The sequence below is a fragment of the Streptomyces sp. NPDC007157 genome (assembly GCF_040634235.1).
Lineage (GTDB): Bacteria > Actinomycetota > Actinomycetes > Streptomycetales > Streptomycetaceae > Streptomyces.
On the sequence record NZ_JBEYFE010000003.1, the window covers coordinates 142782 to 156406 of the forward strand.

General features: G+C 71.2%; 12 protein-coding genes. 8 read left to right on the forward strand and 4 right to left on the reverse strand.

The genetic code is table 11. The features are described from left to right. The first annotated feature begins 60 nt into the window (after positions 1-60). Positions 61-1785 carry an MFS transporter gene (locus ABZ642_RS06215; RefSeq protein ID WP_360477926.1) on the forward strand — a complete coding sequence of 575 codons (1725 nt, stop codon included), beginning with the start codon at positions 61-63 and terminating at the stop codon, positions 1783-1785. A gap of 83 nt (positions 1786-1868) precedes the next feature. Here ABZ642_RS06215 and ABZ642_RS06220 read toward each other — a convergent pair whose 3' ends face one another. The 3 genes from ABZ642_RS06220 to ABZ642_RS06230 all read right to left on the reverse strand — a co-directional run bounded on the left by ABZ642_RS06220 (position 1869) and on the right by ABZ642_RS06230 (position 4210). Next, positions 1869-3113, reverse strand: a complete 1245-nt coding sequence (locus ABZ642_RS06220; protein ID WP_360477929.1) for an MFS transporter — start codon at positions 3111-3113, stop codon at positions 1869-1871. Positions 3114-3462: 349 nt separating this feature from the next. Continuing rightward, positions 3463-3897, reverse strand: coding sequence for a Fur family transcriptional regulator (locus ABZ642_RS06225; protein ID WP_360477932.1), 435 nt, complete (start codon positions 3895-3897; stop codon positions 3463-3465). Between the two features lie 106 nt (positions 3898-4003). Next, positions 4004-4210 carry a DUF2180 family protein gene (locus ABZ642_RS06230; protein WP_360477935.1) on the reverse strand — a complete coding sequence of 69 codons (207 nt, stop codon included), beginning with the start codon at positions 4208-4210 and terminating at the stop codon, positions 4004-4006. A 206-nt stretch (positions 4211-4416) separates the two neighbouring features. Here ABZ642_RS06230 and ABZ642_RS06235 point away from each other — a divergent pair, with 206 nt between their 5' ends. Continuing rightward, positions 4417-4965 carry a hypothetical protein gene (locus tag ABZ642_RS06235; protein ID WP_360477938.1) on the forward strand — a complete coding sequence of 183 codons (549 nt, stop codon included), beginning with the start codon at positions 4417-4419 and terminating at the stop codon, positions 4963-4965. A gap of 596 nt (positions 4966-5561) precedes the next feature. On the opposite strand, the gene ABZ642_RS06240 is transcribed toward ABZ642_RS06235, so the two are convergent. Beyond that, positions 5562-6581, reverse strand: coding sequence for an ATP-binding protein (locus ABZ642_RS06240; RefSeq protein ID WP_360477941.1), 1020 nt, complete (start codon positions 6579-6581; stop codon positions 5562-5564). Between the two features lie 928 nt (positions 6582-7509). Here ABZ642_RS06240 and ABZ642_RS06245 point away from each other — a divergent pair. From ABZ642_RS06245 to ABZ642_RS06270, 6 genes are all read left to right on the forward strand, one after another. Then, complete coding sequence (locus ABZ642_RS06245; protein WP_360477944.1) at positions 7510-8229, forward strand: GntR family transcriptional regulator; 720 nt, start codon at positions 7510-7512, stop codon at positions 8227-8229. Continuing rightward, positions 8226-9218: an ADP-ribosylglycohydrolase family protein gene (locus tag ABZ642_RS06250; protein WP_360477947.1), complete on the forward strand. Its 993-nt coding sequence runs from the start codon at positions 8226-8228 to the stop codon at positions 9216-9218. Before ABZ642_RS06245 ends, ABZ642_RS06250 begins: the two co-directional genes overlap by 4 nt. 97 nt (positions 9219-9315) lie before the next feature. Then, positions 9316-10791 carry a cytosine permease gene (locus tag ABZ642_RS06255; protein WP_360477950.1) on the forward strand — a complete coding sequence of 492 codons (1476 nt, stop codon included), beginning with the start codon at positions 9316-9318 and terminating at the stop codon, positions 10789-10791. Then, complete coding sequence (locus ABZ642_RS06260) at positions 10788-11756, forward strand: PfkB family carbohydrate kinase (RefSeq protein ID WP_360477954.1); 969 nt, start codon at positions 10788-10790, stop codon at positions 11754-11756. The genes ABZ642_RS06255 and ABZ642_RS06260 overlap by 4 nt, the downstream gene beginning before the upstream one ends. Positions 11757-12021: 265 nt before the next feature. Beyond that, on the forward strand, positions 12022-12576 hold the full coding sequence (locus ABZ642_RS06265) for a dihydrofolate reductase family protein (protein WP_360477957.1): 555 nt from the start codon (positions 12022-12024) through the stop codon (positions 12574-12576). An 11-nt stretch (positions 12577-12587) separates the two neighbouring features. Beyond that, positions 12588-13502 (forward strand): RNA polymerase subunit sigma-70, encoded by a 915-nt coding sequence (locus ABZ642_RS06270; protein WP_360477960.1) that lies wholly within the window; start codon positions 12588-12590, stop codon positions 13500-13502. Positions 13503-13625: the final 123 nt, after the last annotated feature.

A 13625-nucleotide genomic window follows, 5' to 3' on the forward strand; every position in this document is an offset into this window, starting at 1 on the left:
CCTCCGCTCCTTCCCCCCTATAGCCGTCCCGTCCGTCCGCATCCGGAGAGAGGACCGTTGATGAGTGCTCCGCACCCGAGGACCGCAAGCCCGTTCAGGCAGCCGAAGGCCGTGTGGGCCGTGGCGTTCGCCTGTGTCATCTCGTTCATGGGCATCGGCCTCGTGGACCCGATCCTGCCCGCCCTGGCCACGAGTCTGCACGCCTCCCCCAGCCAGGTATCGCTGCTGTTCAGCAGCTATCTGATCGTGACCGCGGTCGCGATGCTGATCGTCGGCTGGGTGTCCAGCAGGATCGGCGCCAAGCGCACCCTGGTCGCCGGGCTGGCGATCATCGTGGTGTTCGCCGCGCTCGCCGGCACCTCCGGCTCGATCAACGGCATCGTCGGCTTCCGCGCCGGGTGGGGACTCGGCAACGCCCTGTTCATCGCCACCTCGCTGGCCGTCATCGTCGCCTCGGCGAGCGGTGGTTTCGCCGGCGCGATCATCCTCTACGAGACCGCCCTGGGCCTCGGCATAGCCGTCGGCCCCCTGCTGGGCGGCGAGTTGGGGGCCATCAGCTGGCGGGGTCCCTTCTTCGGCGTGGCCGTCCTGATGGCGATCGCGCTCGTCGCGACGCTGGTCTTCGTGCCGGCGCTGCCCAAGCCGGAACGCCGTACCTCACCGCTGGCACCGATCACGGCGCTGCGCCACCGCGGTCTGCTGACCATGGGCATCATGGCCCTGCTGTACAACTGGGGCTTCTTCACGATGCTCGGCTACGCGCCCTACCCGATGGAGCTGGACGCCCATCAGCTGGGGCTCGTCTTCACCGGCTGGGGTCTGCTGGTCGCCGCGTTCAGCGTCTTCTTCGCGCCACGTCTGCAGGCCCGCTTCGGCACCGCGCCCGTGCTGTACGCCAACCTCGTCGGCCTCGGCGCGGTGATGGCCGTCATCGCCGCCGGGGTGGACACCCCGACGGTCGTGATCGTCGCCGTCGTCGTCAGCGGGATCTTCATCGGCGTCAACAACACCTTGACCACGCAGGCGGTGATGGTGGTCTCGCCGGTGGAACGACCGGTGGCCTCCTCCGCGTACGGCTTCCTGCGGTTCATCGGCGGCGGCCTGGCGCCGTACGTCGCCGGGAAGCTCGCCGACGCCACCGATCTGAGCGTGCCGTTCTACCTGGGCGCCGGCACCTTCCTGCTGGCGATCCCGGTCCTGGCCAGCGGGCATCGGCTGCTGCGCGAGGCGGAGTCCCGCCTCGGCGGCGGGGAGCCGGTCGCCCCGGCCCTCACCCCCGTGGGGCGGCGGGTCGCGCCCGGCACCGGCCCGGTCGTCGTGGCCGTCGGCAATCACGAGCAGGCCGCCGCCATCGTCGACGCCGCCGCCCGGCTAGCGCGGGACACCGGCAGCCCGCTGGAGGTGGTGCACGTCCAGCAGACCGCCGTGGTCGAGGAGCAGGCCGCGGAAACCGAGACCGCCGAGGAGGCCCGGGCCGCCGTGACCGCCCATCTGGACCGGCTCGCCGCCCAGGGGTTCGCCGCCACCGGCCAGGTACTGGACAGTGTCGGCGATCACGCCGCCGCGGGACGGGTGCTGGCCCGGCACGCCGCCGAGGTGCACGCCCGTGCCGTCGCCGTCGGGCGTTCGCCGCGCGGTCCGCTCGCCCAGTTCGCCGACGGCAGTCTCACCACGGCCCTCGCCCATGCGGCGACCTGCACGGTCGTCCTCGTCGACCCGGCCGACGCGCCCCTGCGCCTGACGGCGTCCACCCTCGTGGAACTGCGCGGCGACACCCCGGCCTGATCCCGTGGTCCGGCCGGCCGGCGGCGCTCAGCAGGCGGGACGGTGGTCCTCGACGACTGCGCGGTCCGGTCGGCCGGCGGAGCTCAGCCGGCGGGGCGGTGTTCCTCGACAGCGCGGTCCACGATGCCCTCGCCCACGGCCGCGGAGGCGCGGCCCTCCTGCGAGGTGACCACCTTCGAGGGGCGGTCGCCGCGGTCCAGGACGCCGCCGGTGACGGCCAGCGCCAGGCCGGCCATCGCAAGGGCCGCGCCGACCAGGTTGGGGGCCGCCCAGCCCCAGCCCGCCGAGATCACCAGGCCGCCGAGCCAGGCGCCGGCCGCGTTGGCCATGTTGAAGGCGGAGTGGTTGGAGGCCGCGGCCATCGTCGGCGCGTCCTTCGCGTTCATCATCAGCAGCATCTGGACCGGCGTGGTGATGAGCGCGCCCATCGCACCGATGAAGGTGACGGTCACCAGGGCCGGCACCGTGCTGTGGACGGTGAAGTAGAACGTTACCAGCGCGGCCGCCAGCAGGATGATCCCGGCGTACAGCGTCGGGCGCAGGGCCCGGTCGGTGAGGGGACCCGCGGCCAGGGTGCCGAGGGTCATGCCGACGCCGTAGAGGGCGAGGACCGCGGTGGTCGAGGAGTCGGAGATGCCGGTCAGGTGCGTCAGCATCGGGACGAGGTAGCTGTAGACGGCGAAGAAGCCGCCGAACCCGACGACTGCGGTGCCGAGACCGATGAAGACCTGCCGGTTGCCCATCGCCCGCAGTTCCCGCCGGATTCCTGCCTGCGGGCCGCGCGGCTGGTAGGGCACGAGGAGGGCGAGCGCGGCGAGCGCCACCAGGCCGATGACGGCGACCGCGCAGTAGGCGTACCGCCAGCCAAGATGCTGGCCGAGGGCGGTACCGGCGGGGACACCGACAATGTTCGCGACGGTGAGGCCGAGGAACACGCTGGAGACGGCACGTGCCGCACGCTCCGGCGCCACCAGCCGGGAGGCGACGACGGCGCCCACGCCGAACAGGGCGCCGTGCGGCAGCCCGGCCAGGAAGCGGGCCGCGAAGAGCAGGCCGAAGTTCGGGGCGAGCGCGGACGCCGTGTTGCCCACCACGAACAGCCCGGTCAGCAGGAGCAGCAGCCGCTTGTGGGACACCCGCGCGCCGATGCCCGTCAGCACGGGGGCACCAACGACGACGCCGAGGGCGTAGGCGGAGACGAGGTTGCCGGCGTGCGGTACCGAGACACCGAGCCCGTCCGCGATCTGGGGCAGCAGGCCCATGGTGGCGAACTCGGTGGTGCCGATGCCGAACGTGACGACGGCCAGGGCAAGCAGAGCCAGAGGCATGGTGGGTGAGCGAACCTTTCGGGGACGGCGGTCCGGGGACGGGGAGCGGGACGGACCGGGAGGTGTTTTCGGCCTCCGGGGCCCGTCGCGCCGAGCGCCCTTGCCCAGCACACCCCCGAAAACGTTGCAGCGACACGGCCCGGGGCGGCATTCCACGATTGGCTGAAACAGGAGGGTGACCTGCGTCACGACCGGTGCGGCCAGGGCCGGGGCCTCGGCGCGCCCCACCCGGCGAAGGCGCGACCGGACCCGGCCGGGCCGGGGATCCTGGCGCCCGGCCGGCCAGGATCCGGCGGCGCCGCGGCAGGGTCGCGGTCCGGACGGACGGTGCGTGCGGCCATCGGCCGATTCAGGCGCCGGTGGCCTTCTGGCACTCCGCGCACAGCCCCCACCAGGTGATCTCGGCCTCGTCGACAGCGAAGCCCAGGTCCTTCTCGGGGGTGAGACACGGCGCCGCACCGACGCTGCAGTCGATGTCCTCGATCAGACCGCAGCGGCGGCAGACGAGGTGGTGATGGTTGTCGCCGACCCGCAGCTCGTACCGGGCAGGTGAACCGGCGGGCTCGATACAGCGGACGAGTTCCGCCTTGGTCAGGTCGTCCAGGACGTTGTACAGGCCCTGCCGGGAGAGTCCGCCGGCCGCGGCGGCGTCCGCGCCGATGCGCGCTTCGAGGTCCGCCGCGGTGGAGTGCGGACGGCCTTGCAGCGCGGTCAGCACCGCCCGGCGCTGGGCCGTGCTGCGCAGCCCCTTGCGTTTGAGCAGGTCACCCACCAGCTGCTCCATGGTCATTCCCCTCCGCGGATCCGGGCAGCGCTGCCACGCGCCCACGGTGCCGGCCCGGCCCACGATACAACCCAGAGTTGACACAGTCAGTTCTGGGCGAACGGCCCTAGGAGGCTTCCGCCGTACGGCAGGAGCCGCAGACGAGACGCCGGGCGGGACGGACGCTCGTCATGGGGATCACGCCGATCGGCCGCTGGACGGTCGTCCGCAGGATCCGCGAGTGATCGGCACAGGTGAAGAGCCCGCAACGGGTGCAGGCGCCGATCCCGATGGTGTCGTCACGCCCGTCCTGGGCGCAGTCGTAACAGTGCATGGTGCTTCCCGAAGAGAACTGGCCCACTCGCCTTGCGAAGTGGGGTGCGTGGAATCCGCATCCCGCCGACGCCGTACTGCGCACCCTCGGGCAGAGAAGAGGCGTTTCAGGCTGGTATTGACCTCTGCCAGGCGATCTTGACCGTTTGCCATGTGAGTTTGACCAGGCCAACAGCTCCGCAGCGGGGCTGGCTAGGCTCAGCCTTCATGACCGACAACGCTGACGCGCCCAAGCGCCCCTTCCTCGTTCTGCACGACTACGGGATGGGCGGTTCATGGTGGTGGGTCCGAGCGCGTTCCAAGCGGGAGGTTCTCGAAACGTTCGCCTGGGTTGAGGTGGTCACCGACCCGGACGCTGTGGCCCGGTCTCGGGATGAGGGCTTGGAGGAAGTCGACATCGACGGTCCTCGAATGCCTCCTGGACTGGATGATCTGCGCGCCCAGCGTGACGCCCAGCGTGAGTGTGAAGGCTTCGGTGCGCTTGCAGAGAGGAACGTAGTATTCCTGCGGCGTCGCTGGGACGAGGAGGGCGATGAACCGGTCGTCTATCTGATGGAGGTAGGGTCCGACGGGCGTCGGATTCGCCAAGTCGAGCTGGCCGAGGACGGAACCGCCGTGCGCAGCGGCCCTGACGATTGGCCGTTCGACCCACCGATCGTGGACCTCTTCGACCCTGTGCTCTCGAGAGAAGAGATCAGCCGGAGCGAGTTCGAGGAGCACTGGACGACAGCTCGCCATGCAGATGCTGAATCGTAGGGGCAGACCCGGTCGGCTCACCTGGTTACGTGCCGTCGTCTTCGATGGCGTCCGGGTTCTCGTAGAGAGCCAGCTCAGCTTGTTGCGCACGAACGTTCCTGCCGTGGCAACGGGGTGAACAAGCGCTGCGAGGGCTGACCGCGGGCCGGATGAACTGGGCTCCGCAGCCGGGGCAGGGCAGGACCTGCTTCTGGTCCAGGAGGATGCCGTTGCTGGAGGGTGCGCTCTTCAGGAGGTCGTCTCTGCGTCGGCATCGGGCCGAGCACCACCAGGGAGCCGGGCCGGCCTCGACGTTCGGTCGGGGCGGGCGGCCGCAGTACTCGCAGAGCAGGAGGTCGGGCGGCGGCGGTGGCGTGCGTTCGAGGACGTCCTGGAGTGTTCGACGGGGTCTCGTCCGGTCGCGGCAGCGAGGCGGGACCAGCTGAGGGCGCCGGCCGTCATGGGAGGGTCGCAGAGGTAGGCGCGCAGGTAGAAGGGCTTGAGGTAATTCGCCTGCGCGAGGCGTGCGATGAAGGTCTCGGCACCTTCGCAAGGGCGAGGGAAGACCTGGATCGGCAGTGCCACGACCGGACGGTCCAGTCCGTGCGCCGGTGGGTTCACCGGGTGGCTCTTCTGGGCTGGGGAGCCTGGGTGCTGGCGGTGACGTCCAGGGGGATGGCTTCCAGTCCGGCTTGGGTGATCTTCTCGGTGCCGGTGAGGATGGCGTCGATCGCGGCTCCGCGGATCTGGTGGGAGAGGGCGCCGATCATGCCGCCGGTGCGGTCGTGGAGGTAGCGGTCCAGTCCGGCGAGGGTGCCCGGCTTGTGGTGGTGCAGCAGCAGGGTGTCTTCCATCGTCTTGACCAGGCCCTTCCACTCGTCGTTGTAGGGGAAGGGATGGGTGGGGATGAGGGTGAAGCGTCTGGCGATCTGCGCGCCACGGGTGCCCGAGAGGATCGAGCTGTGCTCGATGTCGATGCCGGCGTAGATGAACGTGGCGGGGATGCGCTCGGAGAAGTACTTCAGGGTGTCGGAGACCTCGGCGCCCTGGCGGGTGGTCAGGGAGATGTTGTGGACTTCGTCGACGATCACGAGGGCGGTGCGGGCGGTGGTGCAGATGCCGATGGCGGCCTCGATGATGTCGGTGGTGTTGAGCCGGCGGTGCACCGGCAGGCCCAGGAAGCGCGCGAACTCCGCGGCGATCATCCGGGCGGTCGCCGCGGGCGGGACGGTGATGTAGAGGACCGGGATGCGGCCGTGGGCGTCGGGGTGGACATGGCGGTCGTTGAGCTCGTGCGCCAGGCCGAGCTGGGTGAGCGTGATGGTCTTCCCGGTGCCGGCCGGGCCGGAGACGATAAGGCCCCGGCGGGCGCTGATCGCGTGCCGGTTCAACATGACCAGGCGGCGGACCGTGGTGACGGTGTGGCGGACCGTGGAGGTGGCCACGACCATCAGGCGGGCGTGATGGTCGATGCGCAGGTCGTCCAGCTTCAAGCGGGTTTTCCTGGGCAGCTTGGCGTACGACTTCGCCGACGGCGCCGGTATGTGGGGCGGCTTCGGGCCGCCGGCCACGAACCGGCGCCAGCCGTCCTTCGTGGTCAGGTGCTGCCCGGCCTCATCGGTGTCCAGCAGCGTCATCGTCGTCTCCAGGGATCTTCGAGCGGGTCGAACAGGCCGAGCGGGATCACGTCGGCGAGCTTCTCCCCGGCCTCCGGCTCGGGTGCGGGGCGGGGGCGGGCTCGTCAGCGCTCTGAGCGGGCAGCGGGGTCGACGGCCCGGCTGCCTTGGTCCGGGCGGCGACCCGGCGGTCGCGCCTGGTCGCCTTGGGCTTCGGTTCGCCCCGCCGGACCGGCGTGGGCCCGGGTGAGCAAGGAGGCGACCGCGTCGGCGATCTCCGCCTCGGTGGCGCCGGGCATCTGGTGACTGACGTGGTCCCAAGGTCAGATCGCCGAACGGCACCGGCGCCCGGTGCAGCTGCTTCCAGGTCGCCTGGATCCATCGGCGCCCGTCGGCGCGGTGGTCGCGTACCCAGATCTGGGAGATGTCGTAGGGGTCGCGGTGGACCTCCCAGCATCAGCCGATCCCGCTCCAGCCACCTCTCGTAGCCCACGTGGGCACCCACCGTGACCGAGTAGTACAGACCGGCGAAACTCTCCCCGCCCTTGGCCCAGCGGAACCCCGGACCGGATCGGCCGCCTCGAACCGACGGTTCCAGCCCTGACCCAACGGCAACCGGCGGCGCTGCCCGGACTCGACAAACCCCAGCTCAAAGGCCGACAGGACGGCATCGCCGTACGCCAGCGCGGCACCAGCCACGGTCTCCTCCCACCAGACGAGACCCACCGGTCAAGATCAAGTGGCAGAAACCTACTGGTCGTCAAGATCACTTGGCAAACGAGCAAGATCCCCTGTCAGAGGTCAGGGATGGCCATGTGCCGCGGAGAGCGTTCACCCCTGGGCACACATCGAACATAGCCCGCTAGTTTTGACAGAGTCAACTTCAGAGTCGGAGAGAAATCGTCCGAGGGGTCTGGACCACCGACACTTGTTCACCTACTGTCTAGACATGCCTGGACAGGTTCATAAGCACCATCGCATCGCCCGCGTCCTCGCCGACGAGATCCGAGCCGGGGTCCACGCCGACGGCAGCCGGCTCCCCGGGGAGCACGCGCTGACCGAGCGGTTCGGCGTCAGCCGGACCACCCTTCGGCAGGCTCTTCAGGTTCTCGGCGAGGAGGGCCTCATCGCCACCCACGCGGGGATCGGCTCGTTCGTCACCTTCGACGGGACGCCGATCGACAACCGCCTCGGCTGGACCCGGTCGCTGGCCGAGCAGGGCACGGAACTCACCACCGAGATCCTCCGCTTCGAGGAGGTGACCGATCCGGAGCTGGCCGCCCGGCTGGGGCTCACCTCGCAGGCGTTCATCGCGCTGGACCGGGTCAGACGGCTGCCCGACGGGCCGGGCGTCTCGCTGGAGCGCAGCCGGGTGCCGGCCACCGGGAGCCTGGCCGGGCTGCCCGAGCGCGGTCTCGACGGCGGTTCGCTCAGCCGGGCCCTGATCGCGGCGGGCCGGATCACCGACTCCGGTGAGGGAGTCGTCTCGGTGCGCGGGCTGGCGGCGGACGAGGCGGGCGCGCTGCACCGCTCCCCCGGTGAGTCCTTCCTCCGCCTGGACCAGGTGTACCGGGCCGCCGACGGCTCGGTGGTCGAGCAGGTCAGCAGCCTGCTCGATCCCGCCCACTTCGAACTGCACGTCCGCTCGGGCCATGGAGGCCGCTCGTGACCGACCGACTCGACCGCGCCCTGGGCGCCTTCTACGGACTCGCCCTCGGTGACGCCCTGGGCATGCCCACCCAGGTGATGTCCCGGGAGGACGTCGTCCGGGTCTACGGCACCGTCACCGGCTTCGAGGCCGCCCGGCCCGACAATCCGGTGAGCGCGGGCATGCCCGCCGGGTCCGTCACCGACGACACCGAACAGGCCGTCATCGTCGCCCGGCTCATCGACGAAGGCCACGGGCGGATCGATCCGCTGCGCCTGGCCCATGAACTGCTCGACTGGGAGAAGGAGATGAAGGCCAAGGGGTCCTTCGATCTCCTCGGTCCGTCCACGAAGGCCGCGCTGGACGCGGTGGCCCGTGGCGTCTCCCCCCAGGAGGCGGGCCGCAACGGCACGACGAACGGCGCGGCGATGCGCGTCACCCCGGTGGGGATCGCCTTTTCCGCCGACCCGCTCGACCCGTTCGTCGACCGGGTGGTGGAGTCGTGCCAGGTCACCCATGACACGACGATCGGCATCGCGGGCGCGGCGGCGGTGGCCGCCGCCGTCAGCACCGGAGTGGGCGGCGGCTCGCTCGACGAGGCCGTCCGCGCCGCGGTGACCGCCGCCCGCGCCGGTGCCGGGCGCGGCCACTGGATCGCCGGGGCGGACATCGCCGCCCGGATCGAGTGGGCGTGGCAGCTGGTGCGGGACCTCCCGGAGGCGGAGGCCCTGGACCGGGTGGTCGCGCTCGTCGGGACCAGCGTGGCGAGCCAGGAGTCGGTGCCCGCCGCCTTCGCGGTGCTCGCCCTGGCGGACGGCGATCCATGGCGGACCGCGCTGCTCGCCGCCAACCTCGGCGGCGACAGCGACACCATCGGCGCGATCGCCGGGGCCGTGGCCGGCTCGGTCGCCGGCCTCCGCGCGCTGCCCGCCGACGCCGTACGCACCCTTCGCACCGTCAACTCCCTGGAGCTGGAGTCCCTGACGGCCCGTCTGCTCACCTTCCGCTGATCCGTCCGTCCCTCACCAGGGGAGCGCGTCGTGTGCGCCGCCCTGGACCGCGACACCACCCGCCCTTCCGCACCGCACCCTGCAAGGAGGTTCCGTCATGGCCGTTTCGAAGACGAACGATCGCGTCGGTGCCATCGAGACCCGTGGGATCGAACCGGTCCCCGACAGTGAACGGCACGGCCACGCCGGCCAGATGTTCTGGACCTGGTTCGCCGCCAACATCAGCATCCTCGGACTGCCGCTCGGTGCCACCCTGGTGGCCTTCCGCGGTCTGGACATCTGGCAGTCGGTACTCGTCGCCGTCCTCGGATCGTTCGGTTCCTTCGCCCTGGTGGGCGCCCTGAGCCTGGCGGGCAAGAAGGGCGGCGCCCCGGCTCTCACCCTGTCCCGCGCGGTCTTCGGACAGCGGGGCAACGCGGGTCCGACCCTGATCACCTGGCTGAGCCGGGTCGGCTGGGAGACCATCTCCACGACCACCGCGGCCTACGCGCTGCTGGCCCTGCTCGACACGGCGTTCGGCATCCGGCGGAACACCGCGCTCACCCTCGTCTGCCTGCTGGTGTTCATCGCCTGCACGCTGCTGATCAGCGGCCTCGGCCATGCCACCATCATGTGGATCAACAAGTGGGCCACGGTCATCTTCGGCGTCCTCAACCTCGTCGTGATGGGCTTCCTGATCTCGACCGTCGACTGGAGCAAGGTCCTCGACGCCCCGGCGGGGCCGGCCAGCGCGGTGGTCGCCGGTGTGGGGTTCATCGCCTCCGGCACGGGCATCGGCTGGGCCAACGCCGGTGCGGACTACGCCCGTTACCTGCCCCGCGCGATCCCGGGCCGACGGCTCGTGGTGGCCTCGGCGTTCGGCGCGGGCATCCCGCTGGTGCTGCTGATCTCGCTCGGCTCACTGCTCTCCGCGGGCGACCCGACGCTGGCCACCGCCTCCGACCCGGTCGCGGCGATCAACGCCATGCTGCCGTCCTGGATGGCGATCCCCTACCTCGTCGCGGCCTTCGGCGGACTGCTGATGTCGAACCACCTCTCCACGTACTCCGCGGGGCTCACGATGATCACCCTCGGCCTGCGGGTGCCGCGCGCCTACGCCGTCGCCATCGACGTCGTGGTCATGTTCGCCGGCGGCATCTACTTCATGCTGATCGCCGACGACTTCTACGGCCCGTTCTCGACCTTCCTGACGCTGCTGGCCGTGCCCATCTCCGCCTGGATCGGGGTGGTCGCGGTGGACTCGCTGCGCGGCCGCACCTACGACCCGCAGGCCCTGATGGACACCACCCGCTCCAGCGCGTACTGGTACACGGGCGGCCTGCGAGTGCCGGCCGTGTCCGGCTGGGCCCTGGCCATCGTGGCCGGTCTGCTCTTCACCAAGGCGTCCACCAGCGCGACCGACGTCTGGTTCGCGGGCCCGCTCTGCGACACCTGGTTCGGCGTCAACGGCCTCGGCTGGGCCGTGTCCATGGCCGTCGCCGCCGCGGTGTACGCGCTCTTCGGCCGACGGGACCCCGCACCGGCCGACGGCGGCGAACCCGCCTCCGCGCGCCTCCAGGGAGCCGGACGATGACCGGGCGAGTGGTCCTCGCCGGGAACGTCATCGCCGATCTGGTGATCGAGGTGCCCGCGCTGCCGGAACGCGGCGGCGACGTCATCGGCACCCGGACCGAGACGACCGCCGGCGGCGGCTTCAACATGCTGGTGGCGGCCCGCCGCCTGGGCACGGAGGCCGTCTACGCCGGTCTGCACGGCACCGGACCGCACGGTGACCTCGTCCGCGCGGCGCTGGCCGCCGAGGACGTCGGAACCCTGCTGCCGGCCCGCACGGACCGCGACACCGGCTTCACGGTGGCCCTGGTCGACTCCGGCGGCGAGCGCACCTTCGTGACCAGTTTCGGGGCCGAAGCGACCCTGGCCCCGGCCGACGCGGCCGCCGTCGCGGCCCACCTGCGGCCCGGTGACCTTCTCCAGCTCTCCGGATACGGGCTGGCCCTGCCGGGCAACGGCCCGCTGTTGGCCGGCCTCGCCGCCGCGCTGCCCGCCGGGATCACCCTCTGCCTCGACCCGGGGCCCCTGGTCGCCGACATCCCCGAGCGCCTCCTCTCCCCCGTCCTCGCCCGGGCCGACTGGCTCAGCGCCAACGCCCGCGAGGCACGCATCATGACCGGGCACGAGGATCCCCGCACCGCGGCGGCGGCTCTCCGGCAACGGCTGGCGACCGGGGCCGGTGTGCTCGTACGGGCCGACAAGGACGGCTGCTGGCTTGCCGCCCCCGGTCGGCCGCCCGTGCACGTACCGGGGTTCCCGGTCACGGCGGTCGACAGCAACGGCGCGGGCGACGCCCACGTCGGTGCGTTCCTCGCCCTGTTGGGCCAGGGGCTCGACCCACTGACGGCCGCGCGCGGCGCCAACGCGGCGGCGGCGTACGCGGTGACCCGGCGGGGCCCGGCCACGGCGCCCGACCGGACGGAGCTGGCCGCGTTCCTGGCGGGCGACCCTCTCGCCGAGACGATCACCGGCTCCGCGATCCGCTGAGACGCGCCGGTTCCGGACTCGCGGCGACCGCTCCACACCTGTATCCGAAGCCGTCGGCGGAGATCCTCAGGAGATCTGGTCGAGCAGTTCCTGACGGTGTGCGGCGACCCAGGGCTCCAGCCACTCGCCGCACGCCGAGCCGCACGGCACCACGCGACCCGTCAGCGGCCATGAAGCCGCGCTCCGGGAACCGATTCCTCTGGGAGCTGACCCGAGTCTTCCTATGGGAGGGCCGGAACGTCCGGCCCCGAGGACGGAGAACACCATGCGCAAGCTCATCGCGGGGGCATTCGTCACGCTTGACGGCGTGGTCCAGGATCCGGGCGGCTTCAGCGAGATCAAACGCGGCGGCTGGGCACTGGACTACTTCGACGACGCCTCGCGCCGGCGGGCCACCGACGCTCTCCTGGCGAGCGACACCTTCCTGCTGGGGCGGGCGACCTTTGAGATCATCGAGAAGGCCTGGTCGCGCAACACCGGGCCGTACGCGGAGGCGATGAACAGGATTCCCAAGCTCGTGGTGACGAGGACGCCGCGCGGCCCGTTGCCCTGGAACGCCACCGCCCTCACCGGCGAAGCCGCGCAGACGGTCGCCAAGCTCAAGCAGGAGCCCGGCGGCGACATCGTCATGTACGGCAGCTCCACGTTGATGCGAACTCTGCTCCAGCACAACCTGATCGACGAGCTGAACCTCGGCGTACACCCCGTTCTCGTCGGCGAGGGAGAGCGGCTCTTCGAGAGCGCGCTGCCGGGCTCGCTGCGGTTCGTGGCCGCGACGCCGAGCGCGACAGGAGTCGTCACGCTCACCTACGCCCCGTAGTGTCGATCGGAATGGGAGATTTCGCGACGGACACGGAACCCTACCGACGTGAGCTGCTGGCGCACTGCTATCGCATGCTCGGATCGGTGGACGACGCCGAGGACGTGGTCCAGGAGACCTACCTGCGTGCGTGGCGTTCGTACGAGGCGTTCCAGGGCAGGTCGTCGGTGCGCACCTGGCTCCACCGGATCGCCACCAACGCATGCCTGTCCGCGTTGTCGCACCGCAGTAGGCGTTTCCTGCCGTCGGGACTCGGCGGCCCTTCCGACGACCCCATGACGCCGCCGATGCCCGCGGACTCGCAGTGGGTTCAGCCCGTTCCCGACTCGATGCTCGACCCGGCAGCGATCGTCACGGCGCGCGACAGCCTGCGGATCGCGCTGATCGCCACGCTCCAGGAGTTGCCGGGCCGCCAGCGGGCGGTGTTCCTCCTGCGCGACGTCCTGGCGTGGCCGGCGTCGGACGTCGCGCAGGTGATGGGCAGCAGCACGGCAGCGGTCAAGAGCACGCTGCAGCGCGCGCGTGCGCGGCTGGCACAGGTGCCTCCCGACGTCGAGCAAACGGTCGAGCCCGGCGAGCTGAGCGCCGTCCTCGCCCACTACATCGCGGCGGTCGAGGAGGCCGACGGCGCGGCGCTCGAACAGGTGCTGCGTGTCGACGCCAGCGTCGAGGCGACGCCTTGGCGCACCTGGTTCTCCGGCCGCGCCACCTGCCTGCCCTATCTCGTGCGGCAGGTCCTGGGCTCGCCGGGCACCTGGCGGTTGCTGCCGACCGGCGCGAACGGCCAGCCCGCGGTGGTCGCCTACCACCGTGGTCAGGCCTACGGCGTCCTCCTGCTCACCGTGACCTCGGCGGGCATCGCGAGAATCAACGCGTTCGGGGATCCGGGACTTGTCAAGCGGTTCGGCTTTCCTGCGTCCGTGTGAGCGCGAGGACCCGCAGTCCATTCGTCCCTCCCGGAAGCTGCCGGGCCACGGCAGACATCCGGGAGGGAGGCGTTCGCCTGCCGGAACTCGGCCGGTCCACTGAACCTCGAACGACTGACGTGT

Bases quoted from the DNA above. Each gene is read 5' to 3' on its own strand.
- ABZ642_RS06240 (WP_360477941.1), bottom strand. From the start codon at position 6,581: ATGACGCTGCTGGACACCGATGAGGCCGGGCAGCACCTGACCACGAAG.
- ABZ642_RS06220 (WP_360477929.1), bottom strand. From the start codon at position 3,113: ATGCCTCTGGCTCTGCTTGCCCTGGCCGTCGTCACGTTCGGCATCGGC.
- ABZ642_RS06265 (WP_360477957.1), top strand. From the start codon at position 12,022: ATGCGCAAGCTCATCGCGGGGGCATTCGTCACGCTTGACGGCGTGGTC.
- ABZ642_RS06230 (WP_360477935.1), bottom strand. From the start codon at position 4,210: ATGCACTGTTACGACTGCGCCCAGGACGGGCGTGACGACACCATCGGG.
- ABZ642_RS06260 (WP_360477954.1), top strand. From the start codon at position 10,788: ATGACCGGGCGAGTGGTCCTCGCCGGGAACGTCATCGCCGATCTGGTG.
- ABZ642_RS06255 (WP_360477950.1), top strand. From the start codon at position 9,316: ATGGCCGTTTCGAAGACGAACGATCGCGTCGGTGCCATCGAGACCCGT.
- ABZ642_RS06215 (WP_360477926.1), top strand. From the start codon at position 61: ATGAGTGCTCCGCACCCGAGGACCGCAAGCCCGTTCAGGCAGCCGAAG.
- ABZ642_RS06270 (WP_360477960.1), top strand. From the start codon at position 12,588: ATGGGAGATTTCGCGACGGACACGGAACCCTACCGACGTGAGCTGCTG.
- ABZ642_RS06245 (WP_360477944.1), top strand. From the start codon at position 7,510: ATGCCTGGACAGGTTCATAAGCACCATCGCATCGCCCGCGTCCTCGCC.
- ABZ642_RS06225 (WP_360477932.1), bottom strand. From the start codon at position 3,897: ATGGAGCAGCTGGTGGGTGACCTGCTCAAACGCAAGGGGCTGCGCAGC.
- ABZ642_RS06235 (WP_360477938.1), top strand. From the start codon at position 4,417: ATGACCGACAACGCTGACGCGCCCAAGCGCCCCTTCCTCGTTCTGCAC.